The sequence below is a fragment of the Bradyrhizobium sp. ORS 86 genome, assembly GCF_045571475.1.
Lineage (GTDB): Bacteria > Pseudomonadota > Alphaproteobacteria > Rhizobiales > Xanthobacteraceae > Bradyrhizobium.
Genome location: NZ_CP120699.1, coordinates 4,867,331 through 4,894,000, shown reverse-complemented (window position 1 = coordinate 4,894,000; position 26,670 = coordinate 4,867,331). Strand labels below are relative to the sequence as shown.

The window sequence follows — 26,670 nt, the reverse complement described above, 5'->3', positions numbered from 1 at the left end:
TCACTCTTAGCGCATCGCGGCGCGCACCGGGCGCCGCGGCGCATGCTCCTTGAACTGGAGGACCCAACATGTTCGGCGACTACTCGATCAGCGATCTCGGCGCCATTCTTGCGATGCAGGGATTTGCTGGGCTCATCCTGTTCTCGGTCTACGTGCTGATGGCGCTGGGGCTCGCCATCATCTTCGGCCAGATGGGCGTCATCAACATGGCCCACGGCGAGTTCATGATCCTGGGGGCCTACGTCACCTGGATGACGTCAAACGCGGTGCAGAGCTTCGCGCCCTGGCTGTTTCCGGGCTACTTCTTCATCGCGATGATCCTCGCGTTCATCGCCTCCGGTGCGCTCGGCATGCTGGTCGAGTGGACCCTGATACGTCATCTCTACAAGCGTCCGCTCGATACGCTGCTGGCAACCTGGGGCCTCAGCCTGATCCTGCAGCAGACCTATCGCTCGATCTTCGGCGCGCGTGAGGTCGGCGTCGAATTGCCGGAATGGATGATGGGTTCCTGGCAGGCGACCGACTCTATCCAGATTCCGATCAACGGCATGTTCGTGATGGCACTCACCATCTTGATCACCATCGCGGTCGCCTACGTGCTGTTCTGGTCGCGCTGGGGCAAGCAGGTGCGCGCCGTGGTACAGAACCGCGTGATGGCAGGCGCCGTCGGCATCAACACGGAGAAGGTTGATCGCTACACGTTCGGTCTCGGCTGCGGCATCGCCGGGATTGCGGGCTCTGCCTTCACCATGATCGGCTCGACCGGTCCGACCGCAGGGCAGCTCTACATCGTCGATACCTTCCTGGTCGTCGTGTTCGGCGGCGCCGCCTCGCTGTTCGGAACCATTGCTTCCGCCTTCTCGATCTCGCAGACCCAGTCGACGCTCGAGTTCTTTATGTCGGGCTCGATGGCCAAGGTCATCACGCTGCTGACGATCGTCGCGATCCTGATGCTGCGTCCGCAGGGTCTGTTCGCGCTCAAGGTCCGCAAGTAGGAACAAGCAGGCTGCCATGATCATCAACTCGCGCTTTTTCAATCGATCCGAACTGATCGGCTTCCTTGCGCTCGCGGCGCTCCTGCTCGTCATTCTTCCGTTGTCGCTGGATATCTTCCGTCTCAACCTGGTCGCCAAATATCTGACCTACGCCTTCGTCGGCATCGGGCTGGTGCTGTGCTGGGGCTATGGCGGCATTCTGAGCTTGGGGCAGGGCGTGTTCTTCGGCCTCGGCGGCTACTGCATGGCGATGTATCTCAAGCTCGAAGCATCGAGCGTCGAGAACACCAAGATCCAGTCGACCCCGGGGATCCCCGACTTCATGGACTGGAACCAGATCACCTCGCTGCCCCTCTTCTGGAAGCCGTTCCACAGCTTCCCCGTAGCGGTGATCGCGATCATCCTGGTGCCCGCGCTCTTCTCCTTCATCATTGGCGCAGCGATGTTCAAGCGCCGGGTCGGCGGCGTTTATTTCGCGATCATCACGCAGGCGATTGCGGCGATCGTGACCATCCTGATCGTGGGACAGCAGGGCTATACCGGTGGCATCAACGGGATTACCGACCTGCGCACCCTGCACGGCTGGGATATCCGCACCGATCACGCCAAATATATCCTGTACTTCGTCGAGGTGGCATTGTTGTTCGGTTGCATCGGTGCCGCGCAATTCATCCGCCTGACAAAACTCGGGCGCATCCTGGTGGCGATGAGGGAGCAGGAGGACCGCGTGCGCTTCTCCGGATACAGCGTCGCCAACTTCAAGATCTTCGCCTTCTGCGCCGCAGCGGTGTTCGCTGCGATCGGCGGCGCGATGTTCACGCTCGAGGTCGGCTTCATGTCACCGTCGTTTGTCGGCATCGTACCGTCGATCGAGATGGTGATCTACACCGCGGTCGGTGGGCGGATGTCGATTTTCGGCGCGGTTTGGGGCTCGCTCCTGGTCAATTTTGCCAAGACGAGCCTGTCGGAATCCTTTCCGCAGCTCTGGCTGTTCGGCCTAGGCGCGCTGTTCATCGCGGTGGTGCTGGCCTTTCCGAACGGTCTGTCGGGCATCTGGCAGGACCATGTCCAGCCGTGCATCGACCGCCTGCTGGCGTCCCGCAAGCCGAAATCGGCCAATTATGTCGCCGACGGCGCACCGGCCGAGTGAGGAGAGATCACCATGCTCATCGGTCATCAACCCAAGGACTTCCTGCTCGCCGTCAGCGGTCTCACCGTCTCCTTTGATGGCTTCAAGGCGGTCAACGATCTCTCCTTCTATGTCGAAGAGAACGAGATCCGCGTCATCATCGGCCCGAACGGCGCCGGCAAGACCACGGTGCTCGACCTGATCTGCGGCAAGACCAGGGCGACCTCAGGCTCGATCCAGTTTCGCGGCCAGGAGCTGACCAGGCTGAAGGAAAACGAGATCGTGCAGACCGGTGTCGGCCGCAAGTTCCAGACGCCGTCGGTATTCGAGGATCTCACGGTGTTCGAGAACCTCGAAATCTCCTTCCCGCGCGGCCGCACCGTGTTCGGTTCGCTGACCTTCCAGCGCGACGAGACGGTCAAGCGGCGGGTCGAGGAGGTCGCTGAAATGATCTTCCTGAAGGACCGGCTGCACACCTATGCCGACCAGCTCAGCCATGGCCAGAAGCAGTGGCTCGAGATCGGCATGTTGCTGATCCAGGACCCCGACCTCCTGATGCTCGACGAGCCGGTGGCCGGCATGAGTGTCTCGGAGCGCGCCAAGACCGCGGAGCTCCTCAACCGCATCATCAAGGACCGCTCGGTGCTGGTGATCGAGCACGACATGAAGTTCGTCGAGGACATCGCCCACAAGGTGACCGTTCTGCATCAGGGCCAGATCCTGTCGGAAGGCACCATGGAGCACGTCAAAAACGATCCGAAGGTCATCGAAGTCTATCTGGGGCATTGACGCATGGTTGCGATAGGTCGAGCCGCGAACTCGGTTCACCTCTCCCCCAATGGGAGAGGTCGGATCGCATCGCTAGATGCGATCCGGGTGAGGGGTCTTGCTCTCTCGGGGCACCTGTTGCCCCTCACCCGGCGCTGCGCGCCGACCTCTGCCCGATGGGGAGAGGTGGAGAAGACCAATCGGTCGTGGGAGCTATTCAATGCTGGCAATTAATGATCTTCACGTCGCCTACGGCCAGAGCGAAGTGTTGCACGGGCTCAACGTGTCAGTCGCGCCCAACGAGATCGTTGCGATCATGGGCCGCAACGGCATGGGCAAGACGACGCTGATGAAGTCGCTGATGGGCATCCTGCCGGCTAAGAGCGGCAAGGTGACCATGGACGGCATTGAGCTGGGTGCGCTGAAGAGCTACGAGCGGGTGGCGAGGGGCCTTGCCTACGTGCCGCAGGGCCGCATGATCTTCTCCACCATGACGGTGAAGGAGAACATCGAGACGGGCCTTGTCGTCTCCGGCGGCTCGGAAGTGCCCGACGATATCTACCAATTGTTTCCGGTGCTGCTCGAAATGAAGGGTCGCCGCGGCGGCAATCTTTCGGGCGGCCAGCAGCAGCAACTCGCGATCGCCCGCGCGCTCGCGACCAAGCCAAACGTGCTGCTGCTGGACGAGCCGACCGAAGGCATTCAGCCTTCGATTATCAAGGACATGGCGCGCACACTGAAGCGCATCCGTGACGAGCGGGGTCTGTCGATCGTCGTTTCCGAGCAGGTCTTGAGCTTCGCCCTTGAGATCGCCGATCGCGTGCTCGTCATCGAGAACGGCGAGATCGTGCGCGACGATCCGCGCCAGAGCGTCGATGCCGCTCAGATCTCGAAATATCTATCCGTGTAATCATCGTCGGTAAACCAAGGGGAGCATCTCGATGCCAGAGACACTGATCAAGGTCGATCTGACCAAGTCGGCCTATGAAAACGACAAGGTCCACAACCGGTGGCACCCCGACATTCCCATCGTGGCGTGGGTCGATCCGGGCGACGATTTCATCATCGAAACGTATGACTGGACCGGCGGCTTCATCAAGAACAACGATTCCGCCGACGATGTACGCGACATCGATCTGTCGATCGTGCACTTCCTCTCCGGCCCGATCGGCGTCAAGGGCGCCGAGCCCGGCGATCTGCTGGTGGTCGACCTGCTCGATGTCGGGCCGCTGAAGGAGAGCCTGTGGGGCTTCAACGGCTTCTTCTCCAAACAGAACGGCGGCGGTTTTCTGACTGATCATTTCCCGCTGGCGCAGAAGTCGATTTGGGACATCAAGGGTCTCTACACTTCGTCGCGTCACGTGCCCGGCGTCAACTTCGCCGGCCTGATCCATCCCGGCCTGATCGGCTGCCTGCCCGATCCGAAGCTGCTCTCGGTATGGAACGCGCGCGAGGCGGAGTTGATCGCGACCAACCCGTCTCGCGTGCCGGGGCTTGCCAACCCGCCGTTCGCGCCGACCGCGCATGCCGGCCAGGCCAAGGGCGACGTCAAGGCCAAGATCGGCCTCGAGGGCGCCCGCACCGTGCCGCCGCGCGAGCATGGCGGCAATTGCGACATCAAGGATCTCTCGCGCGGCTCGAAAATCTATTTCCCGGTCTATGTGCCCGGCGGCGGTCTCTCGATGGGCGACCTGCATTTCAGCCAGGGCGACGGCGAGATCACCTTCTGCGGCGCCATCGAGATGGCCGGATGGCTGCACATCAAGGTCGACGTCATCAAGGACGGCGTCGCGAAATACGGCATCAAGAACCCGGTGTTCAAGCCGTCGCCGATCACGCCGAACTACAGGGACTATTTGATCTTCGAGGGCATCTCGGTCGACGAGGCGGGCAAGCAGCATTACCTCGACGTGCACATCGCCTATCGCCAGGCCTGCCTGAATGCGATCGAGTATCTGAAGAAGTTCGGCTACTCCGGCGCCCAGGCCTATTCGATCCTCGGTACCGCGCCGTGCCAGGGCCACATCTCCGGCGTCGTCGACGTGCCGAACGCCTGCGCCACGCTATGGTTGCCGACGGAGATCTTCGACTTCGATGTGATGCCGTCGGCGGCGGGGCCGATCAAGCACATCAAGGGCGACGTGCAAATGCCGATCTCACCTGACAAGTGAACCCTTTGCGAAGGATGCGGGACGGTCTCGTTCCGCGCCATCCCGCATCCGTCGCCCGGAAGTGTGGACGATTGTGCAAGGATCAAAGATGCCGATCTACGAATATCTCTGCAATGACTGTGGACCGTTCACCGATATGCGTCCGATGGCGGAATGCGACCTGCCGCAGGACTGTCCGCAATGCGAGGCGACGTCGCCGCGCGTGATCCTCACTGCGCCGGCGTTCTTTTGCATGCCCTCGGACAAGCGCAAGGCGCACGCGGTGAACGAGCAGAGCCGACATGCGCCGAAGACGCTCGATCAATACAAGGCCGCGCACGGTCCGGGTTGCGGCTGCTGTTCGACCGGCAGGAAGAAGCCGGCACGGCCGGTGGCAAAGAGCAGGAGCGGTGCAAAGGGCTTTCCGACCGCACGCCCGTGGATGATCAGCCACTAAAGCATGATGGAATGAGCTTGATCTGAAACAGCGGCGGAGGTCACCTCTTCCCGACGGCAGGGCTATCGCATATGCCGCCTTGGGCGGCTGCGCACATACTTGGCCTCGTGGTTCGAGACGCGCCGCAAGCGGCGCTCCTCACCATGAGGGTCTACAGTTGTGCCGCAAAACAAGACCTCATCCTGAGGAGCCCGCCAAAGGCGGGCGTCTCGAAGGATGGCCGCAGGGCGTGTTTCTCCCAAAAACTCCATAGTCCAGACCCACCTCAGCGCGCGCCCTTGGGCTTCGAACCGAGCAGATCGTGCGTCCCGCTGATGCTCACCGTTCCCGCGCACTCGAATCCGCCGAAAAATCCGCAGGAGCCGGTGACCGTGACGCGCAGATCCTTGCGCTGGTACATATCGACCGAAATGCCCATGCGCGAAAAGTCGTTCGCGCTGTTCGGCAGGATCAGGTCGATGTGTTCGGCGGCCCAACGCGGCAGGTGCGGGTTGCTCTTCCAGAACAGCTCATTGCCGGCGTGGTGCGCGAAGTTCGGCCCGACCGTGAGTGCACCGTCGGCGCCCTCGAACACGAATCCCGTTTCGTCGATGTGAACGTTGACCCGATCGGGTGCTACCGCGAAATGCAGCGAGGTGATGTCCTGCGGCTGCGGGTCCTTGCCGAATTGCGAACTGTACGCGTCGCTCCACTGCCCGCGGTCGCGTCCGAGCCCGAAGCCGTGCTGGCCCGGAAGGTCTCGCGTCGAGAGCGGCCTGTCGGACAGCTTTGGGCGCCAGATCTCGCGAAATCCCTTGCCGATCGTGGCGGCCATCGACAAATCGAGGGCCCAATGCGGCTTGTCCAGGCTCTGCCCTTCGGCGAAGGCGTCGTATCCGTCCGTTGTCTTGGCAGTGCGCAGCTTCTGGATCAGGTCGTCCCAGTTTTTCGGCAGGAAGGTGACGCCGTCCAGTGTGTTTGTCGCGGCAGCGACGCCGTACTTCTCGAGTTGGTGTCGGATGTAGGGCTTCTCGTCATGGAGACGCACGTCCGGGTTGGGCCCGGCGAAGTACTGCGCCAGATCGATCTGCGGCCGAAACATGGTCAGCCGCGCCGCAATCTTCCGGTAGGTGTCGGTCGTGGTCGGGTTGATGGTCGTCACGGGCCGCCTCCGGGTCAAGGCTGATCTCCGATTGGTCTGGCGCGAACGGGGTGGGGTTCAATGTCGGCCGGCTGAATGACTTTGCTTTCCGGTGAAGGTCGACGTCCTGTCATGCCCGCGTAGAGCTGTTTGAACCTCCCAACAAGAACGGCCGACCACCATCCGTGGGGCGGTGTCAGCAACGAGGACGATCCGATGTCACTGCGGAGCAGGGTGCTAGACGTGCTCAATGGTCCGGCGGTCGCGCGCATTCGCTTCCGGTTTCCGATCCGCGGGAGCCACGTGACGATCGCGCCACAGACGTTCCAGCATGTCGCGCGCGCGATCCGGTTGGGGCAAGTCCATGTCAGGGTTCCGACCGACCTCGCGGCAGACGTCGCAGCGCAATATAACGATGTCGCGCGAACCCGAGCGGACGGTACAGTGGTTGCGGCGAACACGTTGGAGGTCGTGTCCGCGACCGGACGGCTGGACGAGGCGTACATCGTCCATGAGAGTCTGCATGCGGCCTACGATCTGTTGCGCACCGGCCTTGACGCCAATGCGGAAGAGGCGTCTGCCTACGTCTGCACGGCGCTCTATTGCCGCATGACAGGTCTGCCGCGACCTCGGTGGGCGAACGGGCCGATCTACGCCAATGCCGCTGAGGTCGCCCGAACGTTGCTATCGCAATACCAAAAGGGGGATCCCGGAATTCCCTGGGTCGGCGAGCACGAATGGCGGCTGTTGCGCGCCGGTGTCGGCACTGATCCGGTTTATACCAGAGGACCCGCCGGCATTCTCACCGGATGGCTCCTCGGCCAGCAATACACTCACGATGGCTGAGTGGCGCGAGCCGCTTCCAAAAAAGGGCGGCACCGGCTTCCGGCTTCTTGCCCTTCCTGGACAGGGGTCGATGCCGTTGAGCGCGTCAGGCGACCAGCAAACCCAGCTTGCCGACGATCGCGAGCGAGCGTTCAACGCTCTCTCGCATTGACAGCAGCAACGGCTCGGCAGGCTGCCCGGCACGATCGGCTTGGTCTATCCGGATGGTTGGACCGAACCTTTCGGTCATCTCGGCAATGATCTGGTCGATGGTCCGGACACCGTCCAGCAACTGCAGAAAATCCCTTGTCCGATCGTTCTCCAACTGCACCGTTTGGTGGAGCAGGTTGGTGACCAACGGACCGATTTGCGCCTGTTTTCGCGCGAGCAGGCTCGCCTGCGGACGATCGCTCGCTTCGTTCCGGAGAAAGGGAGATGATACCAAGAAGGTGACCTCGCCGCTGCAAGCCAGGATGTACATCGCCTCCGTCAGCACCTGTTGATCATCATCTGCCCGCCGGCCGCCCAGCAGCGTTCGGGCGCCATCGAGCAATTCGCCAAAGGACAATGCGCGTGGCCAGGCCCGGCCGAGACAGAGGTGTGCAGCCTTCAGAAGCGGCTTGGCCACCGTAACCCTGCTGCCGTCTTGCTGCTCAAATTCCATCGCGGAATTGTCGGTCACGCAGGCGTTGGGATCGACCGGGCTGGTGGTGCTCAGCAGGTAGAACCGGGTGACGAAATCGAGGTCGATCTGGCGGCGCAGTGAAACGCTGTCGTGGCAGAGCAAGGTGCGCCGGAAGCCGTTGCCGTCGATGAAATCCTGGTACTGGTCGCGCGCCATGAACTCACTGTCCGGGAAGCGCTGCAGCGTCGTGCGGATTTCCTCGGAATAGCCGGCGAGATAGCGCCGTGAGAAATCAGCGTCGCTCAGATATTGCAGACCATGGCGGCCCGCGTCTTCGACGACCTCATGCAGCAAGAAGGCCTCGGCGCCCTCGTCGAGATCGTCGTGAAACAGCAGCTCATCCGGACACTTGAGCACGCGATTGTACTGGTCGCGCATGACCGCACCGTGCACCGAGTTGGCTTTCGAGCCCTCGCTCAGGAACTTCAGGATCGCGCGAGCCTGTCCGACCTTCTCCTTCATGCCGGTAAGGCGGCGGGTGTGATACCGCATCATGTCGCGGACCATGTCGCGAAGATGCGAGAACGGGTGCGCGTTGTAGCTGACGTAGCAGACCCCGTGCGGGGCAAGGTTCTGCTTGAAAATCGTGATCATCTTCTCGCGTACCGCCGGAGGTACCCATGAATACACGCCGTGCGCGATGATGTAGTCGAACAGTCCGAAGCTGGCGTCGACGTTCATGATGTCGCAATGCAGGAGCTTGATGTTGTTCAGGCCCAGTGTCGCGATATTTCGTCGGCCGCGCTCGATCGTCACGCCGCTCAGGTCGACACCGATGAATTCGCTGGCCGGATGCTGAAAAGCCATCGGCAACAGGTTGCCGCCAACGCCACAGCCGAGCTCCAGCACCCGGCAGTGCTCGACCGGAGCCGGCTGCATGCCGTAAACGGCGGCAATGGTTGCGAGGTGGTTCGGGTGAGTTAGGCCGTAGACGTGACCGGGGTAGAAGACCTCGTCGTATGGCGTGAGGCCGATCGCCGGGGAGCGATGCTCGGTTTGAACGTTCATCGCCTCAGTTCCACGAATATGCGAACTTGTCGTTCTCGATCGAGACCCGTGCCTGCTTTACCTCCTCCTTGGCAATCGATTTGCTGAGGAATTCGCGCGATAGCTCCGGCAGCAGGGTGTTGGTGATGATGTTATCGATCATGCGACCGCCGGAATCCGGATCGTTGCAGCGTGACACGATGTGCTCAACGACCGCATCGTCGTAGCTAAAGGCCGCGTTGTGATTGTCACGGAGACGCCGTCCGATCCGGTCGAGTTGCAACCGAACGATCCCGCCAAGCATCTCGTCCGACAGCGGGAAGTACGGAATCGAGACGATACGTCCGAGCAGCGCGGCCGGAAACACCTTCAACAACTCCGGTCTCAGCATCCTGGCGAGCTCTTCCGGCTCATTTCGATACTTCGGATCGCGTGACAGGCCCATGATCAGATCAGTGCCGACGTTGGTGGTCAAAATGATCAAGGTGTTCTTGAAGTCGATCCGGCGGCCGTCGCCGTCCTCCATGATTCCCTTGTCGAACACTTGGAAGAATATCTCGTGGACGTCGGGATGGGCCTTCTCCACCTCGTCGAGCAGGATGACGCTGTAGGGTTTGCGCCGGACTGCCTCGGTGAGACGACCGCCCTCGCCATAGCCGACATAGCCGGGAGGCGCACCCTTCAAGCTAGAAACGGTGTGCGCCTCCTGGAATTCCGACATGTTGATCGTGATCATGTTCTGCTCGCCGCCATAGAGGGTCTCTGCCAGCGCCAGGGCGGTTTCGGTTTTGCCAACCCCGGATGGTCCGGCCAGCATGAACACGCCGATCGGCTTTGACGGATTGTCCAGCTTGGCGCGGTTGGTCTCAATTCGCTTGGCGATCATGGTCAGTCCATGGGACTGGCCGACCACGCGGCGGTTGAGAATCTCCGGCAGCTTCAGCACGGTTTCGATCTCGTCCCGCATCATCCGGCCGACCGGGATGCCGGTCCAGTCAGACACGACAGACGCAACCGATTGCTGGTCCACATGGGCGTAGACCATCCGCTTTTCCGGATTGATCCGCTCCAGCGTCTCGAACTTGCCGCGCAGCTCCGCGCGCGCCGTTGCCGGATCCTCGCTTTCGTCCGGCTTGGACAGCAGCTCACGAAGGCTGCGGATGTCCTTGACGAGCTCCTGCTCGGCGGCCCAATCGGCCTCGAGGCTCGCCAGCTTGTCCTTCAGTGCTGCGATGTCGCTGTCGATCGCGGCAATGCGCTCGCTGTCTTCGGTCCCCAGATCGCCATCGCTGACGAGGGCCGACCGCTCCGCCTCGCGAGCGGTGATCGCAACGCGAGTGTCCTCGATCAGGGCCGGCGTCGCGCTCTGGCTGATGGCCACCCGCGCCGAGGCGGTGTCAAGCAGGCTGACTGCCTTGTCCGGCAACTGCCGTGAAGGAATGTAGCGGTGCGAAAGATTGACTGCTGCAACGATCGCCGCATCCGAGATGCGCACGCCATGATGCTTTTCCATCGGACCGAGAAGTCCGCGCAGCATGATGCAGCAGGTCTCCACGTCGGGTTCGTCGATCTGGATCGGCTGGAACCGTCGCGTGAGCGCGGGATCCTTCTCGATATATTGGCGATATTCGGCCCATGTGGTGGCGGCGATCGTACGCAGCGTGCCACGGGCGAGGGCGGGCTTCAGGAGATTGGCCGCGTCTCCAGTGCCGGCCGCGCCGCCGGCGCCGATCAGGGTATGGGCTTCGTCGATGAACAGGATGGTGGGAGTGGGTGAGCTCTGGACCTCATCGATCACCGAGCGCAAGCGCTGTTCGAACTCGCCCTTCATGGAAGCGCCGGCCTGCATCAGGCCGATGTCGAGCGCGCAGAGCCTCACATTGCGCAGCGGCGGCGGCACGTCGCCGGCGGCGATGCGCTGGGCGAAGCCTTCGACCACGGCGGTCTTGCCGACGCCGGCCTCGCCGGTGAGGATTGGATTGTTCTGCCGCCGGCGCATCAGCACGTCGATCAGTTGGCGGATTTCTTCGTCCCGGCCGAGGATCGGGTCCATCTGGCCCGACTTGGCCTTGGCTGTGAGATCCTGGGAGAACCGGTCGAGCGGTGTCGTCCCTCTGGCGCCGGTCTGTTCGGCGCCCTCTGTGCCGGCGCCGACCAATCCCGAGCCGTCCATCGGCCTCATGGTCTCCTCGTCGGAGCCGGCCCAAACGGCGCGGCGCTCCGTGGCGAGCGCGTCGACATTGAGCTTGGAGAATTCCTGCGAGAGATTGTTCAGTGCACGACGGATATCGTTCGACTTCAGTCCTGCCACCAGCAGATGACCGGTGCGGATCTGGGTCTCGCCGAAGAACAGCGTGGCATAGTGCCAGCCGCGGTCGAGGAGATCGATGACCGAATTGGCGACACCCGGCATGTCGGTTTCGTTCTTGCGAAAGCCGTTGATGACGCCGGCGAGGTCCGACAATAATCGAGACCGGTCGAGCTTATAGTGATCCACCGAAAGGCTGAGGTCGTTGCGCTCCTGCTGCAGGATATGAAACAGCCAGTGCGCGAGCTCGACGTTGCGGTTACCGGCGCTCTTGGCGTGGCGCAGTGCCTGGATGAAGGCATCGTAGCCGACCCGGTTCAGTTTGCCTGTCACGGCTTCAAGGCTGATGTCGGTCACTGCGGCACCTCCTGCTCAATTGCTCCGGGATGCCCGGGTTGGCGGAAATCGCCTCGACTCCCATGCAGTTGGGCGATCGGCGCGGCAGATAGGTTCAAATCGCGGCGGCATCGTCTGCGGCGCTCCGACGGGCCCTCAAGCGTTCACCGAGCGCAAAGCGCGCATCGCGGCGATAGTCGTCCGTGGAGGTCCAATTCGGCGACACCCAGGTGGTCCATCCCAGTCGCCCGCTCTGTCCGAGCCTGACCGGCACCACTTCGCCCGCTGGAATGGCGAGCTCCACCTCCCATTCCAACTCATCGCCGATATAGAAGAACACGGCATCCGCCAGCGGCTCCGACAAGTTGCGCGCGTCGGTCGGCAGGAATTTCTCGTACTGGGCGAAATTCCTGACGAAGACACGAATCCTGATCTTGTCCTCGACGCTGAACACGCGGGAGCCCAGAAGAGCATCCCGGCCGAGCCTGGCATGCGTCCCGCCGAGCCGGCTGCAGTGAGCCGGGTCGAACGAGAGCCAGGTTCCGACAAATTCGTCGATCTCGACCTGGACGTCGAACAGCCCCTGCAGGAACCGAGTCAACCGCGACGCGGACTTGGCCCTGGGTGCGACCAGCCCGGCGAAGCTGAGCTTCGCCATATCGGGTACGGTGTCCCGATTGGCGAAAACGTCGGAGCCCAAGCCGGCGAAAGAGCCGACATAGGCGATGAAGCGATCCTCGACCGGCCGGTCATGCTGGGCGATCGGCCGCGCGTCGGCCCAGACGCGAAAGAACAATTGCAGGAAGCGTCCGTTGAGGAGGTCAAGAAAGCGCGGGAAGGCGTCATCGCGCATCAGCCACCAGCCGAGACTTTCATCGGTGGTGGCAAGCGGCAGCGCGCCCTGCGGCCCCAGCAGACCGAAGAACTTGACGAGGATCCTGAGGCGGCCGTTCTGGTCGTCGACCGCCGCGAGGTTGGAAGCGGGGAACTCCAGATACGGCACCTGGCCGAGCTCGATGTATTCCTCGCGGCGCGCGGCACTGTCCCCGATCCGCGGCCGATCCGGATGGGCCCGCTCGAACTGGCGGAGTGTATTGAAGAAATCGAACCGCCAGGGTTCGGCCGTCATCTGCTCGATCAGCGTCACAGCGGTCTCCGCGTGCCCATGCGCGGCGGCCACCGCATGATCTCGCCGCGTTCCGGCGTCGAGATGACCGTCTGCGTGAATGTGTTGAAGCCGGAATAGTCGGCGAAGAAGCGTTCCAGCACGGCGCCGAGCAAGAACACGCCGCTGCCTTCGAATGCCTTCTCGTCAAGGGTGACGGTGATTTCCAGTCCCCGCGCCGCGCCGCTGCCGGTGCGCTCGCGCACCCGGCGGACGACGGGCCGGCTTTCGATGCTGCGCACGCCGCGGATCTTGCGTTCGGTGGCATCGTCGAACTGGTCGGCGAACAACGACAGCATCTCGCGCAGCGCTCCGGCGTTCTTGCCACCACCACGCTCGACAAGGCCGAGGTAGTTCAGGGTCAGCATGTTGATCAGCGACCAACTGACGGCTCCGCTATTGGCGATCTTGCTCCGGCTGCGCAGTTGAGCCACCACCGGCTCGCGAGGCCGCGTAGGGCCAGCGACGCAGATCAGGTCGAGGGAGGTATCGTCCAGCAAGCGGAAATCGGCGCCGCCCTGGCCGACGGGCAGGTGCTCGGTGAGATGGCGGTTGGAGCACAGAGCCCGGACGCTGAGTTCGGCGACGGCGCCTTCGCCGCTCAGTTCACCGGGCTCGAGCAGTGACAGGAACATATCCGTCCCGGTGTAGTCGGAGGACGCGCCATACGTCTTCTCTTCCACCGTGCGGCGCCGGGGCAACCGGCGGACAGTGAAGTAAAGTCCCTCGACCGATCCGCTGGTCCGGTCGACGGCGGCCGAATACAGCGGGCGCACCGGCCGCTTATCCCTCTCTGCCGGAAAATGCGCGTAGACGTCGAGCACCTGGTGCGGCTCGTACTCGAGATAACGGCTGCGATCGGGCACCACATGGTACTCATGGGTGTTCGACTTGACCGGGATGCGATCGCTCGTCTTCTCGAACAGGTTGATCGCTGGCGCGGTGTAGAGCCTGAAGGTGTCGGGACGCACCGCGGCGGCAAGCCGCGAATTGTGTTCATCGAAGGCAAAGACGATGTCGACCGATTTGCTGCGCAGCCGCGGCATCAGGCCGCGAAGGCCCGTCAGGTTGATGCCGAGGAACTTGCGCGGAAACATGAAATATTCCCGCAGCAGCTCCGAGCCGCGAAAGATCCGGTTGTCGTTGGGAAACAGAGCCTCGCTCTCGCCGAAGCCAAGTTGCTGCACGCAGTCATGTGGCGCACGGGTCACCACGGGATCGCCGAAGTCGTCGAGATGGCGGAAGTAGACACCCCTGCAATTCGAGATCAATTGCTCGTAGAGCGCGATGGCATCGGATTCCGCGCCGGACAGGTAGATCGAGAGGTCGCTGACGCGACAGCCTGCAAACCAGGTTTCCGGCTTGGCCCGAGCCTCTGCGTCTGGCAATTCCTCATCAAGCCGGGCCGCAGTGCGATGCGTTAACGACAGCCTCAGCCCGGCGATGACGTCGCTGCCCACCGGAACCCCGAGCGCCTGCAGCGCGCCTGCCGTCGAGAAGTATTCCGCGCCGGTGACGTCGAACGGCCAGAGCACGATCTCGCTGCAAAGTCGAAATCGGCAGGAAAGGCTTCGCTCCCGCTCGCGGTAGGTGGCATCGAAATAGGCGCCGCGTGCGATCTTCTTGCCATCGCGCAGCGCAGGGTCGGCATAGGGTGGCCGCGCCGCGACCAGCATGGCCGACGGAGTGGGAGCAAGGTAGTTCGGAACCAGTTGCTCGAGCAGGTTTGCGGTGAATTCCGGGAATTCGTGCTTGAGCTTGAGTTGAACGCGGGCGGCGAGAAACGCGGCACCTTCCAACAGCCCGGTGATCATCGGATCCGAGCGATCCCGGATCAGGCCGCCGAGGCGCTCCGCAATGCCTGGGTATTCCTCGGCGAAATCTCCTGCCTGCTCGTACAGCAGTGACAGTTCGCGATTGTAGAAATCCAGGAATTCGCGATTCATGTTAAAGTCGGTTGATCTGGATATCGCCGCTGTCGAGATCGACGTCGGCGACGAATTCCACGGGGACGTCGAGCGGCTCGGCCTTCAGGTCGGCATGAACGATGAAGCGCAGCTTGAGCTGCTCGGGGCCGACCGAGCCGTCGCGGCGGACCCGGATCGTCTTGCGATCGAGCCGGGGTTCATAGGTCGTCAGCGTTGCACGCAGCGCGTCGGTGAGCTCGTCGTCCGTGACCTCGTCGATCGAACGGTGGGCAATATCGGGAAAGCCGTAGTTCAAAATTGATGTTCGAACGCAATCCCGGCCGCTCAGGTCCAGGGTCGATTCCAGGGCGATGGTATTGAGGAGCATTTCAAGGTCGTGGGACACCTCGCGCCGGAGCAATGTTTCCGAGATCGGAAAACGGCCGGCGCTGCGCCGTCCGGCAATGACCCGCTCGCCGGACTCATCGCGCAGATTGAGTTTCTTGCGCGCATCGCGCGCGTCGTGCGCCGAGCGAAAGGCCAGCATTAACGGGGGACAGAGCCGATCCTTCTTTGGCGTAATGGTCATTCATGTCCCCATGACACCCAACTTGCATATGATTTGGCGGCGCGTCAGTTGGCCTGCGACGTCAAGTCGCCAATCGCACCGCTTGGCGCCGGCTCGCGCTATTCGCATCCGGCGCCAGGCGAGGCCTGCAATCAGGCCCACTCCTTGTTGGCCGGAATGTCCCAGCCAAACGTTGGCGAAGCTCCGGCGCCGCCTTTTTCCGTCTGCGTCTTGTAGGTGATCTTGACCTTCGCGAAGTTCAGACTGACGTTTTCGGTCAGGCGATCCTCGCCGTGCGAGCCGCCCGTCGATACGCTGCTGACCAGAACCTGCTTCATCTCAATCTTGAGATATTCGAGCGGGTGCTCCCCGGCCTTGCGGACAGTCAGGATGGCGCTATCGATGTGCTTGCCGTTCGCGCAGACCTTGAACAGTTCGGGCGTGGCCTTGTCGACGAAGTGCGTGAAGTGGAGGTCCTGTACGTTGACCTTGCCGGCGCCGCCGCCCGGGCCGCTGTGAAAGGTGCCGCTCTGGCTCTCGCCAAACGACCAACTCAGAACGTCGATCTCGTCCTTGTGCTTGTCGTCCAGCGACTCGCCCTTGATCGGATCGAGCTTTAAGAAGATATCGACAGCCATAATATAGTCCTCTCAAAATTCTGCATGTTTGCGGTTGCGACGGTATAGCGTCAGGAGCTGGGGCCGGGCAGGCGTGAAACCAGGCTGAGGCCGACGTCCATCGCCTCCAATTGAAAGTGTGGGCGAAGAAAGAAGCGCGCGTTGTAATATCCCGGGTTCTCCTCGTTTGCTATGACCTCAACTTTCGCAGCGGCCAGCGGCTTGCGCGCTTTCTCGGCTTCTGACGACAGGGCTGGGTTGGCGTCAACGTACTCGTTGATCCATGTCTGCAGCCAGACCGTCAGCTCATCCTTCTCCTTCATGGATCCGATCTTGTCGCGAACCATGCACTTCAGATAATGCGCAAAGCGAGATACTGCGAACATGTAGGGCAGACGTGACGACAGGTTGTCGGACGCGGTTGCATCCACGCCCTTCTCACCGAAATACTTCTTCGGTTTGTAGAGCGACTGGGCGCCGATGAAGGCGGCCTTGTCGGTGTTCTTGCGATGGATCAGCGGGATGAGGCCCGCCTTGGCAAGTTCGTGCTCGCGGCGATCGCTGATCGCGATCTCGGTCGGACATTTCAGGTCGACGCCACCGTCGTCGGTTGGGAATGTATGCGTCGGCAGGTTGATGACCTCGCCGCCGGATTGCACGCCGCGGATGCGGGTGCACCAGCCGTACTCCTTGAAGGCACGGTTGATGTTGACCGCCATCGCATAGGCGGCGTTGATCCAACCGTATTTGTCGCCGGTGTGCCCGTCCGTCTCCTCCTCGAAGGCGAACTCTTCCACGGGCTCCGACTTCGCGCCGTAGGGCAGACGCCCCAGCGCACGCGGCATGCACAGGCCGAGATAGCGCGAGTCGTCCTGATCGCGCAGTCCCTTCCACGCGGCATATTCCGGCGTGTCGAACACCTTGCCGATGTCGCGGGGGTTGGACAGTTCAGTCCACGAATCCATTCCCATCAGTGTCGGCTCGGCGCCGCTGAAGAAGGGGGCGTGTGCCGCGCCGGCGATCTTGCTGAGGTCGCGGAGCAACTGGACGTCGGTGGGCAGGTGACTGAAATAGTAATCGCCGATCAGGCAACCAAACGGTTCGCCGCCCAACTGGCCGAATTCGTACTCGTAGATCTGTTTGAACAGCGGGCTTTGATCCCAGCGCGCATCGGGGTAGAGCCGCAGATTCCGATACAGCTCGCTCTTGGAGACGTTCATCACCCGGATCTTGAGGTTAGCGTCGGTTTCCGAATTGAAGACGAGGTAGTGGAGGCCGCGCCAGGCACTTTCGATCGCCTGGAACTCGGGTGCATGAAGGATCTCGTTCATCTGCGCGGTCAGCTTCTGGTCGATCCGCGCAATCATCTCCTCGATGGTATCGAGCACATCCGACTTGATGACGCTCGAGTCCTTCAACGCTTCTTGAACGAGCGTGGATACCGCGTTCTCGACTTCGGTCGCTGCGCGTTCGGTGCGCGGCTTGAAGCTTTGCTTCAGCAGAGCAGCGAACTCGTCTGCCTCGACGGTCCCGACCTGGGTGGTGACTTGATGAGCAGCTTCGTTTGCCATGGTCCCCATTCCTTCCCTTAGCTCTGAACGTCGGGTTCGGTAGACTGGCTGGTGGCGCGCTCGTGCAGCGCGGCCATCAGTTGAGGATCGGCGAGAAGTTTCTTGAGCTGATCCTCGGCGGCCACCTTGCCATCCATGTAGCGCAGCAGGTTGGCGAGTTGTTCGCGCGCCTCGAGCAGCTTGGCCGTAGCCGGCACCTGGCGGGCGACCGCCACCGGCGTGAAGTCGGCCATCTTGTTGAAGCGCAGATTGACGGAGAGTTTCTCGTCGGCATCGCTGAGACGGTTGGCGACGCGGGCCGTCACGCCGGGCTGGATCGCCGCCATGCGGTTGTCGAAATTATCCATGTCGAACTCGAGGAACTTGCGTTCTTCGACCTTCGGCTTCTCGACCCCGGGATTGTTGCCGGACAGATCAGAGAGGACGCCCATGACGAACGGCAATTCGATCAGCCGCTCGGCATCGTATGGATCTTCGTAGGTGATGTGCACGCGTGGTGCACGATTGCGCCGAATGAATTTCTGACCGCTGTCGGTAGCCATGATTTCCTCTCCACGAAATCGCTTTGGGAAGCCGATTTGCGCGACGCGGAGTGACAAGGCGCCTCAGCTCACGGTCGGCAAAGCTTCCTTATGTCCGGTTAGTCCGCTCGAGCGAAAAGCGGGTTCAATGCGATTTGTCGATTGTCTTCAGCGCGCCCTCGGGCAGGACGTCATTCAACAGGCTGAGGAAGTCTCGTTGTGCGAGATCGCGCGCGCGATCAACCAAAAACGGGATCGGGCTGGAGGGCTCCGCGGCCCGGAAAAACGACGCCACCTTGGTCAGCAAGTCTAGGGCTTGAGCCCTGTTTTCTATTGAAAAGACAATATCTTGAGCATCGCTCTCGGTCGTCGATGACGGCGCGGGGGCAAGCTCCGCCATCCGTTCGATCGGCAGGTCAAAGACCTTGTCGCGGCCGATGTTGATCGCAGCGTTCTCCAGGTGAGACGGCACGAGCATCCGCATTACCTCGATGAACGACTTGCCGACCATCTCTTGCGCCTGACGCACCAGCAACAGCGCCGGGCTGGATGGTTCCATTCGGGCAAAGTAGTCGGCAACAGCGGCAAGCGCTGCGGACGCCTGCGCTGAGGAGGCCAGCACGCCGATCGCGTCGGGCGCCACTTGCTCGTCGACGGCGGAGACTTCAGCAGGTGCGGCGATCGCAGCCGGGTCACGTGCCGTGACGAGACCCGCAAGCCAGGCAGCCATTTCGTTCACCAGGCCGGAGAGCCTGTCGAGGCTGATCGGTTGGCCCGAGTTCAACTTTTCGTGCCAGATCGCTTTGAGGTCGGACAGTTCGGTGGCGACGGCGGCGCACCGCGCGCTGGCGGCCTTGAGTGTGTCGAGGTCCGTTTCGCTGACGATGCGCTCGATGGTCGCCAGATCGGGCCCGTCGACGTCGGCGTCGCCAGCGGGAATTTCGCCCTTGGCCACCTGATAGGCACGGTAGTTGAGGCTGCCGTGCCTGCGGTTCTCGATCAAAGGAAGGAATTGGAGCGGATTGATCACCGTCGGAAACACGTCGATGGCTTCGACCGTGACGGCGCGAAGTGCATAGTTGCCGTCCTCGCCCCTCGGATGCACCGCGTCCCACTGTTCGCGCAGCAGCAGGTTGGTTGCCCTCAGGCAGTTGAGAAAGCCGTCGAGATCACGGTTGAGGATGGAAAACTTGGCCAGCAACACGTTCAGCCGCAGATCGCGGGTGCGTGCCAGAAGGGGCTGCGCGGCGGCAAACTGGCCGGCGAAGTCGACCGCCTTCGGATCGAACCGGCCGCGCTCTCCGTTGGCGTTGACGACCTCGAAGAATGACATCGGCAGCAGCGATTCCGCACTTGCGAAGAAGTTGAGATATTGGACGTCTCCGATGGCGTCGAGATCCGGCCCGCAGGGATCTTCCGCGGCTATCGGCTGTGTCAGGGAGGCGACATCAAGCATGCGAGGATCGTCCTCTGCTCGGCCATGGCCCCTCTGCCGAACGCGACGGTGGCGGATCACGCAGGGGGCATCATGATCCGATTGCTTATGGGTCAGATGCTTGCCGGTCCCGGTTCACTCCCGACGATCATGACATTTTCGCGTGAACCGGCAAGCTCTTGAAGCCGACTACTTGAGGGCCGGGGTGGTTCTTTGGACGGCTGCTTGTGGCGCGTCAGGAGGCTCGGCCCCGGGGCGGATTTGCCGGCACTGCCAGTGGCGGGCGGGATTTCCGTGGTTCTTGCGTGACGCCTGATCTGCTGTGCTGCGGCCGATCAGGTGGCTAGTCAGGGAGTTTAAACGCCCACATGGGCCAGCTTACCCAGGATACCCGGCTCTGCGAACTCAAGACGCCTCTCGGCAAGGACGTTCTGGTTTTTGTCGGATTCGAAGGTTCGGAAGGTCTCAGCGAACTGTTTGAATATCGCATCGAATGTCTCAGCGAGGATGCTGATCTCGACTTCGACCGTGCGATCGGTCAGCAGTGCACGCTGACGATCAAGCTGCATGGAAAGGAGCGCGAATTCAGCGGCATTCTGACGGAAGCGCAGTGGCTCGGCGTGAAGAACGACTATTTCAGTTACCGGATCGTGCTGAGGCCATGGTTATGGCTGCTGTCGCGCACCACCGATTGCCGGATCTTTCAGGACAAGAAGGCACCCGACATCATCAAGGAGGTCTTCACCGAACGTGGCTTCACGGATTTTGAATCCAGGCTGACTGAGGAGGGCTCCTGCCCGGAGCTCGAGTATTGCGTTCAATATCGTGAGACCGACCTCAATTTCGTATGCCGGCTCATGGAACAGCATGGCATCTATTACTTCTTCAAGCATGAGGGCGGTAAGCACACGCTGGTGCTGGCAGACTCCAAGTCGTCGCACAGTCCGATCCAGGGCCTCGCCACGATTCCCTACATCCCACTGACCGGCGCCGACCGTCGAGGGGAGCAGCACATCTACGAGTGGGTCTCCGAGCGCCGGTTTCGCACCGGGAAGGTCGAGCTCAAGGATTACAACTACGAGAAGCCTAATGCGCAGATGCTTTGTGATGCCAACGGCTCCGAGCACTACGCCCGCTCGGAGATGAAGTTCTACGACTACCCCGGCAAGTACAAGGAGAAATCCGACGGCGAGCGCTACGCGAAGATCCAACTCCAGGCCGAGCAGGCGATGGATCGCCGGCGCCGCGGCAATGGCGACGCGGTCAACCTGTTCCCCGGCGGATTGACCAGGCTCGCGAAGCACTCCAAGGATTCGCAAAACATCGAATATCTCGCGGTGCGCGCCACCCATTCGTTCTCGATCGAATCCTATCGGTCCGGTGGTCTCAGCGATGCCGGACAACACGTCTATTTCGGCAGCTACGAGTTTCTGCCGAGCGACCGGCCGTTCCGGGCACCGATGATGACCCCGAAGCCAAGGATCAATGGCATCCAGACGGCCAAGGTGGTGGCCAAGAAGGATACTTCGAACGAGGAAATTGACGTCGAGTCACTGGGCGAGATCTACGTCCGCTTCTTCTGGGACCATCAGAACAAGCGATCGTGCCGGTTGCGCGTGGGTCAGGTCTGGTCCGGGAAGCGCTGGGGCGGCCAGGTCATACCGCGGGTCGGACAGGAAGTGGTGGTCGAATTCCTGGAAGGGGATCCGGATCGGCCGCTGGTGATCGGGACCGTGTACAACGACGAATACAAGCCGCCCTACGATCTGCCGTCGAACAAGACCATCGCCGGATTGAAGTCGGACTCCACCAAGGGGGGCGGCGGCTACAACGAATGGAGCTTCGAGGACAAGAAGGGATCCGAGAAGATCACGCTCCATGCAGAGAAGGACTACGACGTCACGGTCCGCGACAGCGAGACGCGGACCATCGGCGAAGCTGCGTTGGGCGGTGACACGCGCAAGACCACGCTCAAGAACGGCAACGACAAGCTCGATATCGAGTTGGGCGGTCAACACATCACGCTTGCGATGGATCAATCGGTCAACGCCGGCATCAGCATTACACTGATGGCCAACGTCAACATCACGCTGCAGGTTGGTCCCAGCCAGATCATCCTGTCGCCCGCAGGTATCGTGATCAACGCGCCGACGATCGCCATGACGGCGCAAGGCGCGATGGCACTTGCGGCCGGGGGCCCGCTGGTGGCCCACGGCACGCCAACCCTGGTCGGATGACGCTCATGGGTCAGCTTCGGTTCGCCATGGTTCAGGATCTGCTGCAGGCCTATCCCATGGCGCGCTATGATGTCGGCAAGGCCGACGCCAATAAGTCTTCGCTGGATTTCCTTCAGGAGGCTGCGGATGCACGCAACTGGCACCAGGCCGTGTCGTTCTGCGCCTATCTGCTCCCCAGGCGCGTGGCCATTGCCTGGGGCTGTCGATCGTTGCGGCGCATGTTCGACCAATTCGACGCCAACGATACTAGGTCGCTGAACTTCACGGAGACCTGGGTTCGGCAACCGGACGAGCAATCCCGGAACAAGGCGCTGGCTGTTGGCAATGCCAACGATCCCGAGCAGCCGGCGACATGGCTGGCGCTGGCGGCCGGCTGGTCCGGCGGAAGCGTGGTTCCCGCGGAATTTCCGCCGGTCGAGGCCAAGCCAGACCAAGCCGCGCGAGCGGTGCGTGCGGCCCTGCTGATCGGCCTTTGCCGGCTGCCCCGCGACTGCCGCGACCGGATAATGACGGCTTGCCTGGAGGATGGTATTCAATTGGCACGCGGCGAACCGCGCCCTTCACGCTGACGAGACGATGTGATGGTGCTTCGCTTCCATATCGAGAACGAACCGAATCTTCCCGACGGCGGCCCTGTGTCATTTGCGGTCACCGGCCGGCGTTCGGTCGATATTGGCCGCGACCGCCACCTCGATTGGACGTTGCCGGACCCGGCGCGGATGATTTCGGGAAAGCATTGTGAGGTGCATTTTCGCGACGGCGGCTACTGGCTGCACGACGTCTCGACCAACGGTACCTTTCTCAATGGCGCCGACCACCGCATGCGGGCGCCGCACCGGCTGCGGGATGGCGATCGGCTCACGATCGGCCATTACATCATCGCGGTTTCGCTGGAAGGTGAGGGTGGCGATCGTGTCCCTTACCATGACGCACAACCGCACGAGCCACCCGTCCGGCAACACGCGAATGGCGAAGAGCTTTGGGCGGCCGATCGTGACGTGCCGCCGCCGATTGATCCGCAGCAGTTGAAGACGCCGCGCGAGGCCGCGCGGCCCGTCAATCCCGAATTTCTGGACTGGGCAGCGAGCGTCCCGGCGCCGGGTGTGGACCCTGTTCGACGTTCATCGCCGATGCCACCGTACCAGCCGTCTATCCAGGATGACATGAGCTGGGCGGCCGGTCCGGTCGCCGCGCCGAAACCGCAGGTCGAGCGCCCGCCCGCCGTACCGATCCCGCGCCGGCCGTCGGCGTGGGCCGGTGATGAGCCTGCGGCTATAGAGCCAACGCCGTCAGCATCGCGGCCGCAGGGTGACGCGCCGCGACCGGCGCAGCCAGCAGCCGGAGGGGCTGCCATGGCCTCGCCAGTCGGCCGTGCCGAGTTCACTCCGCTGGTGGCTCGCGCGGCCGGATTGCCGGACAACTTCTTCGCCGACAGCACCGATGCCGAGCTCGCTGAACAGCTTGGCATCATCTTGCGCATGACGGTGGATAATCTGATGGCGCTGTTGCAGGCGCGAACACAGGCCAAGCAGCTCACCCGCAGCACGAGCCAGACCACCATCCAGGCCATCGAGAACAATCCGCTGAAGTTTTCGCCGACCTCGGAAGAGGCGATGCGCATTCTGTTCGGGCCGCCGACGCGTAGCTACCTCGGCGCGCAGCGTGCCTTTGCACAAGGATTCAGCGACCTCAAATTGCATCAGTTGAAGACCTACACGGCGATGCAGCACGCCGTCCATGAGCTGATCGCCAGTATCGATCCGACGCTGATGGCGCGAGAGCTCGAGCTTCAGCGCGGCGCAAGCTCCTGGCTCGGCACGAACAAGAGCAAGCTCTGGGACGAATTTCTGACGCGCTGGAAGGCGCATCTCGGCCGCGACAGCAGCGCGCCGATCGATACCTTTATGTTGCATTTCTCGGACTATTACGACCGCGCCGACAAGGCCGGGTCAAAATGAACTACTGGCGACCACGCGGTCGCCGACAAATTGCTAAGTGGATGCAGGAATGTCTTGGTACAGCAAGGTTTTCTGGTCAGAAGGTCTGTTTCTGCGACCGCATCATCTGCAGCAGAACGATCGCTACATCGAACATTTGCTGGAGAAGCGCGTTCGCTACACGACTCCTTACCCCTGGGGCTTCGCTCAGCTCGAGATCGATAGGGACCTTACTGAGCAAAGCAAGTTCGCGCTACGCAATGCGTCCGGCGTCATGCCGGACGGAACGCCGTTCGATATTCCTGCGGATAGCCCCATCCCGGAGGCAATCGAAGTGCCGGATTCGGCCGCAGGTCAGATCGTCTGGCTGATGATGCCGGTCGCAGCGCCAAACACCCGCGAGGTGGACGAGGACCGCACCGACAGTGCCAGTCGTTACGTTCGTACTTCGGAGACCTTCATTGACTCGACCTCGGCGTTGCGCATCGAGGAAGAGATCGACATCGCTTATCCCCGGCTGTCGTTCGAACTTCGCAAGACCAGCAAGCCCGGATACATGGGCCTCGGCATCGCGCGCATTCTGGAGGTACGCGACAAGAATATCCTTTTTGACGACAAATTCGTCCCTCCGATGCTGGTTTGCGCCGCACATCCGATCATCGATGGCTGGCTCAACCGCATCATTGGCTGGGTCGAGACCAAGCTCGACGAGCTCGCGCGTTACGCAGTTGATCCGTCGTCCGGTGGCGGCTTGCAGAGCGTCGACTACCTCGTGCTGCAAGTCCTGAATCGCACGATTCCTGTGCTGACCCATTTCCAGCGTTCGGGCTGCGTGCACCCCGAGCGGCTGTACGAGGAATTACTGAGGTTCGCGGGTGAGCTTGCGACATTTGCCACGGCGGAGCGGCGCGCGCGCAACTATCCGGCGTACGATCATGACGATCTCGAGAACGTCTTCACACCCTTGGTGAGCGACATTCAGGACTTCCTGAGCGCGCGACTGGGTCGTCGGGCGATCCGGCTGGAAATCATCGAACGCGCGCAGAACGCTTTCGTATCGCCGATCCGCGATCGGGCGCTGTTCCGCAATGCGACGCTGGTGCTTGAGGTTGCCGCACGGCGGCCGCTCGTCGAGATTCAGAACGACTTCCCGCACCTGTTCAAGGTCGGCCCGAACACCAAGATGAACGAGATCGTGCACGCAAACCTGCCGGGGCTGACGCTGGTGCACTTGCCGACGCCGCCGCCGCACATCCGGGCCATCACGGATCACGTTTACTTCTATCTCGACCGCAAGTCGCCGCTGTGGCCCGAGTTCAGCACCGCGGCCTCGATCGGGATGCACTTCTCCGGCGACTGGCCAGAGCTCGAGCTGTACCTTTGGGCTATCCTGGAAGACAGGCCATGAACGACAGGGACAAGCCGGTCAATCCTTTCGGTCGGGGTGAACGGACCATCATCCGTCCCAACCCCGGCGGGAAGGTGCCGCCGGCGCCGACCTCCGAGCCTCCTCCGGGGGAGGGACCTGCGGCACGTCCGGCCTATTCGCCGTCGCCTCTGCCTTCCGCTGACGCGCCGGCGCCGCTGTCATCCTTTTCTCCTGTCCCGCAGGGCCCGGGCTACGCCGCCGCACCGATCAGTCATCCGACCGAAGAGTGGATCTCGACGTCAGCGCAAGCCCAGACGCCGCATCCGATAGTGCCGCCGGGACCGCCGTTGCGCGTCGACGATCTGGTTGCGCCGAACGCCAATCCGGTGATGCGCGCTGCGGGTCCGTTGCTGCAGTTGCTTGGCCGGTTGCGGGTGGCGCTGATGCGTGCGTCGTTCGCGAGCCTCATGGAGCAGGTCGCCGACGCCATCAAATTCTTCGAGAAGGATATCCGTTCCGCGGGCATTTCCGAGCACCAGGCCAACACGGCGAAATACATCCTGTGCGCCACGGCCGACGACATCGTGCAACACATCCCGACCGAGGATCGCCACGTCTGGACGCAATATTCGATGCTGAGCCGGTTCTTTGGCGAGCGGGTCGGCGGCGTCCGCTTCTTCGAGATCCTCGACCATCTGAAGGCTGATCCGTTGGTCAACTATCCGGTGCTCGAGCTTCAGCACGCCTGCCTTGCGCTCGGCTTCCAGGGCATTCACCGCACGTCGGCGGGTGGGCTTGCGAACCTGCAGGTGATCCAGCGCAACCTCTATGAAACGCTGCGCCGGGTCCGGCCCAAGACGATGGGCGACCTGTCGCCCAATTGGCGCGGGCAGGCGCTGGCTGGCCGCCGGCAGCGCTTGCGGATTCCGGTGTGGCTGGTGGCGGCCGTCGCTGCCGCGCTGCTGACCGGGTCCTATTTCGTCCTGCGGACGCTCCTTGCTGGCCGCGCAGAGAATGCTGCCCAGGTCGCGCTCGCGCTGCATCCGGGCGACCCAATCGAGCTCAAGCGCCAGGTTGCTGCGCCACCGCCGCCGCCTCCACCGCCGCCGCCACCGGACCGCATCACCCAGTTGCAGCGCATCCGCAACGCGCTCGCGAAGGAGAACACCGCCTGTGCCATGACGGCGGACCAGACCGCGAGCTTCATTGTGATCAGGGTCTGCGACTTGGCGTTGTTTGCGTCGGGGCAGGCCACCATCCTCGACGGCTTCAAGCCGGTCGCAGCCCGTGTCGCGGCCACCCTCGACAAGGAGCCGGGACGAATCCGGGTCGTCGGCCATACCGACAGTTCACCGATCCACACCGTGCGCTTCCCTTCGAACTTCGAATTGTCGGTCGAGCGCGCCAAGGCAGTTGCGGCCGCATTGAAACCGGGCCTGACCGACGGTTCGCGCGTCGACGTCGAGGGCAAGGGAGCCGATGCGCCCATCGCGAGCAATACGTCACCTGAGGGGCGCGCCAAGAACCGGCGCGTCGAGATCTTTATCGAACGCAGCGAATAGGCAGATACCGCCAGCTCACGC

Annotated in this window: 22 protein-coding genes; 12 read left to right on the top strand and 10 right to left on the bottom strand. The window is 62.3% G+C overall.

Going from position 1 to position 26,670, the window contains the following annotated elements; all coding sequences use genetic code 11:
* Positions 1-68: 68 nt before the first annotated feature.
* From urtB to P6U25_RS22845, 6 genes are all read left to right on the top strand, one after another.
* The gene (urtB, locus tag P6U25_RS22870) at positions 69-995 is read left to right on the top strand and encodes an urea ABC transporter permease subunit UrtB (RefSeq protein WP_407147030.1); all 927 of its coding nucleotides are present in this window, start codon (positions 69-71) and stop codon (positions 993-995) included.
* 16 nt (positions 996-1,011) lie between these two features.
* Positions 1,012-2,145, top strand: a complete 1,134-nt coding sequence (gene urtC, locus P6U25_RS22865; RefSeq protein WP_407147029.1) for an urea ABC transporter permease subunit UrtC — start codon at positions 1,012-1,014, stop codon at positions 2,143-2,145.
* Positions 2,146-2,157: 12 nt separating this feature from the next.
* Positions 2,158-2,913, top strand: a complete 756-nt coding sequence (gene urtD, locus P6U25_RS22860) for an urea ABC transporter ATP-binding protein UrtD (protein WP_407147028.1) — start codon at positions 2,158-2,160, stop codon at positions 2,911-2,913.
* 199 nt (positions 2,914-3,112) lie between these two features.
* A complete protein-coding gene (gene urtE / locus P6U25_RS22855) occupies positions 3,113-3,802 on the top strand; it encodes an urea ABC transporter ATP-binding subunit UrtE (protein WP_407147027.1) in 690 nt (229 codons plus the stop codon).
* 31 nt (positions 3,803-3,833) lie between these two features.
* On the top strand, positions 3,834-5,063 hold the full coding sequence (fmdA, locus tag P6U25_RS22850; RefSeq protein WP_407147026.1) for a formamidase: 1,230 nt from the start codon (positions 3,834-3,836) through the stop codon (positions 5,061-5,063).
* Positions 5,064-5,151: 88 nt separating this feature from the next.
* Positions 5,152-5,499 (top strand): FmdB family zinc ribbon protein, encoded by a 348-nt coding sequence (locus tag P6U25_RS22845; protein WP_407147025.1) that lies wholly within the window; start codon positions 5,152-5,154, stop codon positions 5,497-5,499.
* A 265-nt stretch (positions 5,500-5,764) separates the two neighbouring features.
* Here the strand turns inward: P6U25_RS22845 and P6U25_RS22840 are convergent, their stop codons facing one another.
* The gene (locus P6U25_RS22840) at positions 5,765-6,640 is read right to left on the bottom strand and encodes a hypothetical protein (RefSeq protein ID WP_407147024.1); all 876 of its coding nucleotides are present in this window, start codon (positions 6,638-6,640) and stop codon (positions 5,765-5,767) included.
* A gap of 195 nt (positions 6,641-6,835) precedes the next feature.
* Here P6U25_RS22840 and P6U25_RS22835 point away from each other — a divergent pair, with 195 nt between their 5' ends.
* Positions 6,836-7,465, top strand: coding sequence for a hypothetical protein (locus P6U25_RS22835; RefSeq protein WP_407147023.1), 630 nt, complete (start codon positions 6,836-6,838; stop codon positions 7,463-7,465).
* An 85-nt stretch (positions 7,466-7,550) separates the two neighbouring features.
* Here the strand turns inward: P6U25_RS22835 and P6U25_RS22830 are convergent, their stop codons facing one another.
* The 9 genes from P6U25_RS22830 to P6U25_RS22790 form a co-directional block, all read right to left on the bottom strand.
* The gene (locus P6U25_RS22830) at positions 7,551-9,137 is read right to left on the bottom strand and encodes a methyltransferase regulatory domain-containing protein (RefSeq protein WP_407147022.1); all 1,587 of its coding nucleotides are present in this window, start codon (positions 9,135-9,137) and stop codon (positions 7,551-7,553) included.
* 4 nt (positions 9,138-9,141) lie between these two features.
* The gene (tssH, locus tag P6U25_RS22825; protein ID WP_407147021.1) at positions 9,142-11,781 is read right to left on the bottom strand and encodes a type VI secretion system ATPase TssH; all 2,640 of its coding nucleotides are present in this window, start codon (positions 11,779-11,781) and stop codon (positions 9,142-9,144) included.
* 94 nt (positions 11,782-11,875) lie between these two features.
* Complete coding sequence (tssG, locus tag P6U25_RS22820) at positions 11,876-12,940, bottom strand: type VI secretion system baseplate subunit TssG (protein WP_407147020.1); 1,065 nt, start codon at positions 12,938-12,940, stop codon at positions 11,876-11,878.
* The gene (gene tssF / locus P6U25_RS22815) at positions 12,904-14,871 is read right to left on the bottom strand and encodes a type VI secretion system baseplate subunit TssF (RefSeq protein WP_407147019.1); all 1,968 of its coding nucleotides are present in this window, start codon (positions 14,869-14,871) and stop codon (positions 12,904-12,906) included. The genes tssG and tssF overlap by 37 nt, the downstream gene beginning before the upstream one ends.
* Position 14,872: 1 nt before the next feature.
* Positions 14,873-15,379, bottom strand: a complete 507-nt coding sequence (gene tssE, locus P6U25_RS22810; RefSeq protein ID WP_407147018.1) for a type VI secretion system baseplate subunit TssE — start codon at positions 15,377-15,379, stop codon at positions 14,873-14,875.
* A 173-nt stretch (positions 15,380-15,552) separates the two neighbouring features.
* Positions 15,553-16,038: an Hcp family type VI secretion system effector gene (locus tag P6U25_RS22805; RefSeq protein ID WP_407147017.1), complete on the bottom strand. Its 486-nt coding sequence runs from the start codon at positions 16,036-16,038 to the stop codon at positions 15,553-15,555.
* 50 nt (positions 16,039-16,088) lie between these two features.
* Entirely contained in the window at positions 16,089-17,588 is a 1,500-nt protein-coding gene (gene tssC, locus P6U25_RS22800; protein WP_407147016.1) for a type VI secretion system contractile sheath large subunit, read from the bottom strand.
* 17 nt (positions 17,589-17,605) lie between these two features.
* The gene (tssB, locus tag P6U25_RS22795; protein WP_407147015.1) at positions 17,606-18,130 is read right to left on the bottom strand and encodes a type VI secretion system contractile sheath small subunit; all 525 of its coding nucleotides are present in this window, start codon (positions 18,128-18,130) and stop codon (positions 17,606-17,608) included.
* 124 nt (positions 18,131-18,254) lie between these two features.
* Positions 18,255-19,565, bottom strand: coding sequence for an ImpA family type VI secretion system protein (locus P6U25_RS22790; protein WP_407147014.1), 1,311 nt, complete (start codon positions 19,563-19,565; stop codon positions 18,255-18,257).
* Between the two features lie 347 nt (positions 19,566-19,912).
* On the opposite strand from P6U25_RS22790, the gene P6U25_RS22785 reads away from it, so the two are divergent.
* Genes P6U25_RS22785 through tssL form a run of 5 tightly spaced genes read left to right on the top strand, consistent with a single transcriptional unit; the run spans position 19,913 to position 26,649 of the window.
* Positions 19,913-21,781, top strand: a complete 1,869-nt coding sequence (locus P6U25_RS22785) for a type VI secretion system Vgr family protein (protein ID WP_407147013.1) — start codon at positions 19,913-19,915, stop codon at positions 21,779-21,781.
* A 5-nt stretch (positions 21,782-21,786) separates the two neighbouring features.
* Complete coding sequence (locus P6U25_RS22780) at positions 21,787-22,350, top strand: DUF6931 family protein (protein WP_407147012.1); 564 nt, start codon at positions 21,787-21,789, stop codon at positions 22,348-22,350.
* 12 nt (positions 22,351-22,362) lie between these two features.
* A complete protein-coding gene (tagH, locus tag P6U25_RS22775; protein WP_407147011.1) occupies positions 22,363-23,739 on the top strand; it encodes a type VI secretion system-associated FHA domain protein TagH in 1,377 nt (458 codons plus the stop codon).
* Between the two features lie 49 nt (positions 23,740-23,788).
* The gene (tssK, locus tag P6U25_RS22770) at positions 23,789-25,126 is read left to right on the top strand and encodes a type VI secretion system baseplate subunit TssK (protein ID WP_407147010.1); all 1,338 of its coding nucleotides are present in this window, start codon (positions 23,789-23,791) and stop codon (positions 25,124-25,126) included.
* Positions 25,123-26,649 carry a type VI secretion system protein TssL, long form gene (gene tssL, locus P6U25_RS22765; protein ID WP_407147009.1) on the top strand — a complete coding sequence of 509 codons (1,527 nt, stop codon included), beginning with the start codon at positions 25,123-25,125 and terminating at the stop codon, positions 26,647-26,649. Before tssK ends, tssL begins: the two co-directional genes overlap by 4 nt.
* Positions 26,650-26,670: the final 21 nt, after the last annotated feature.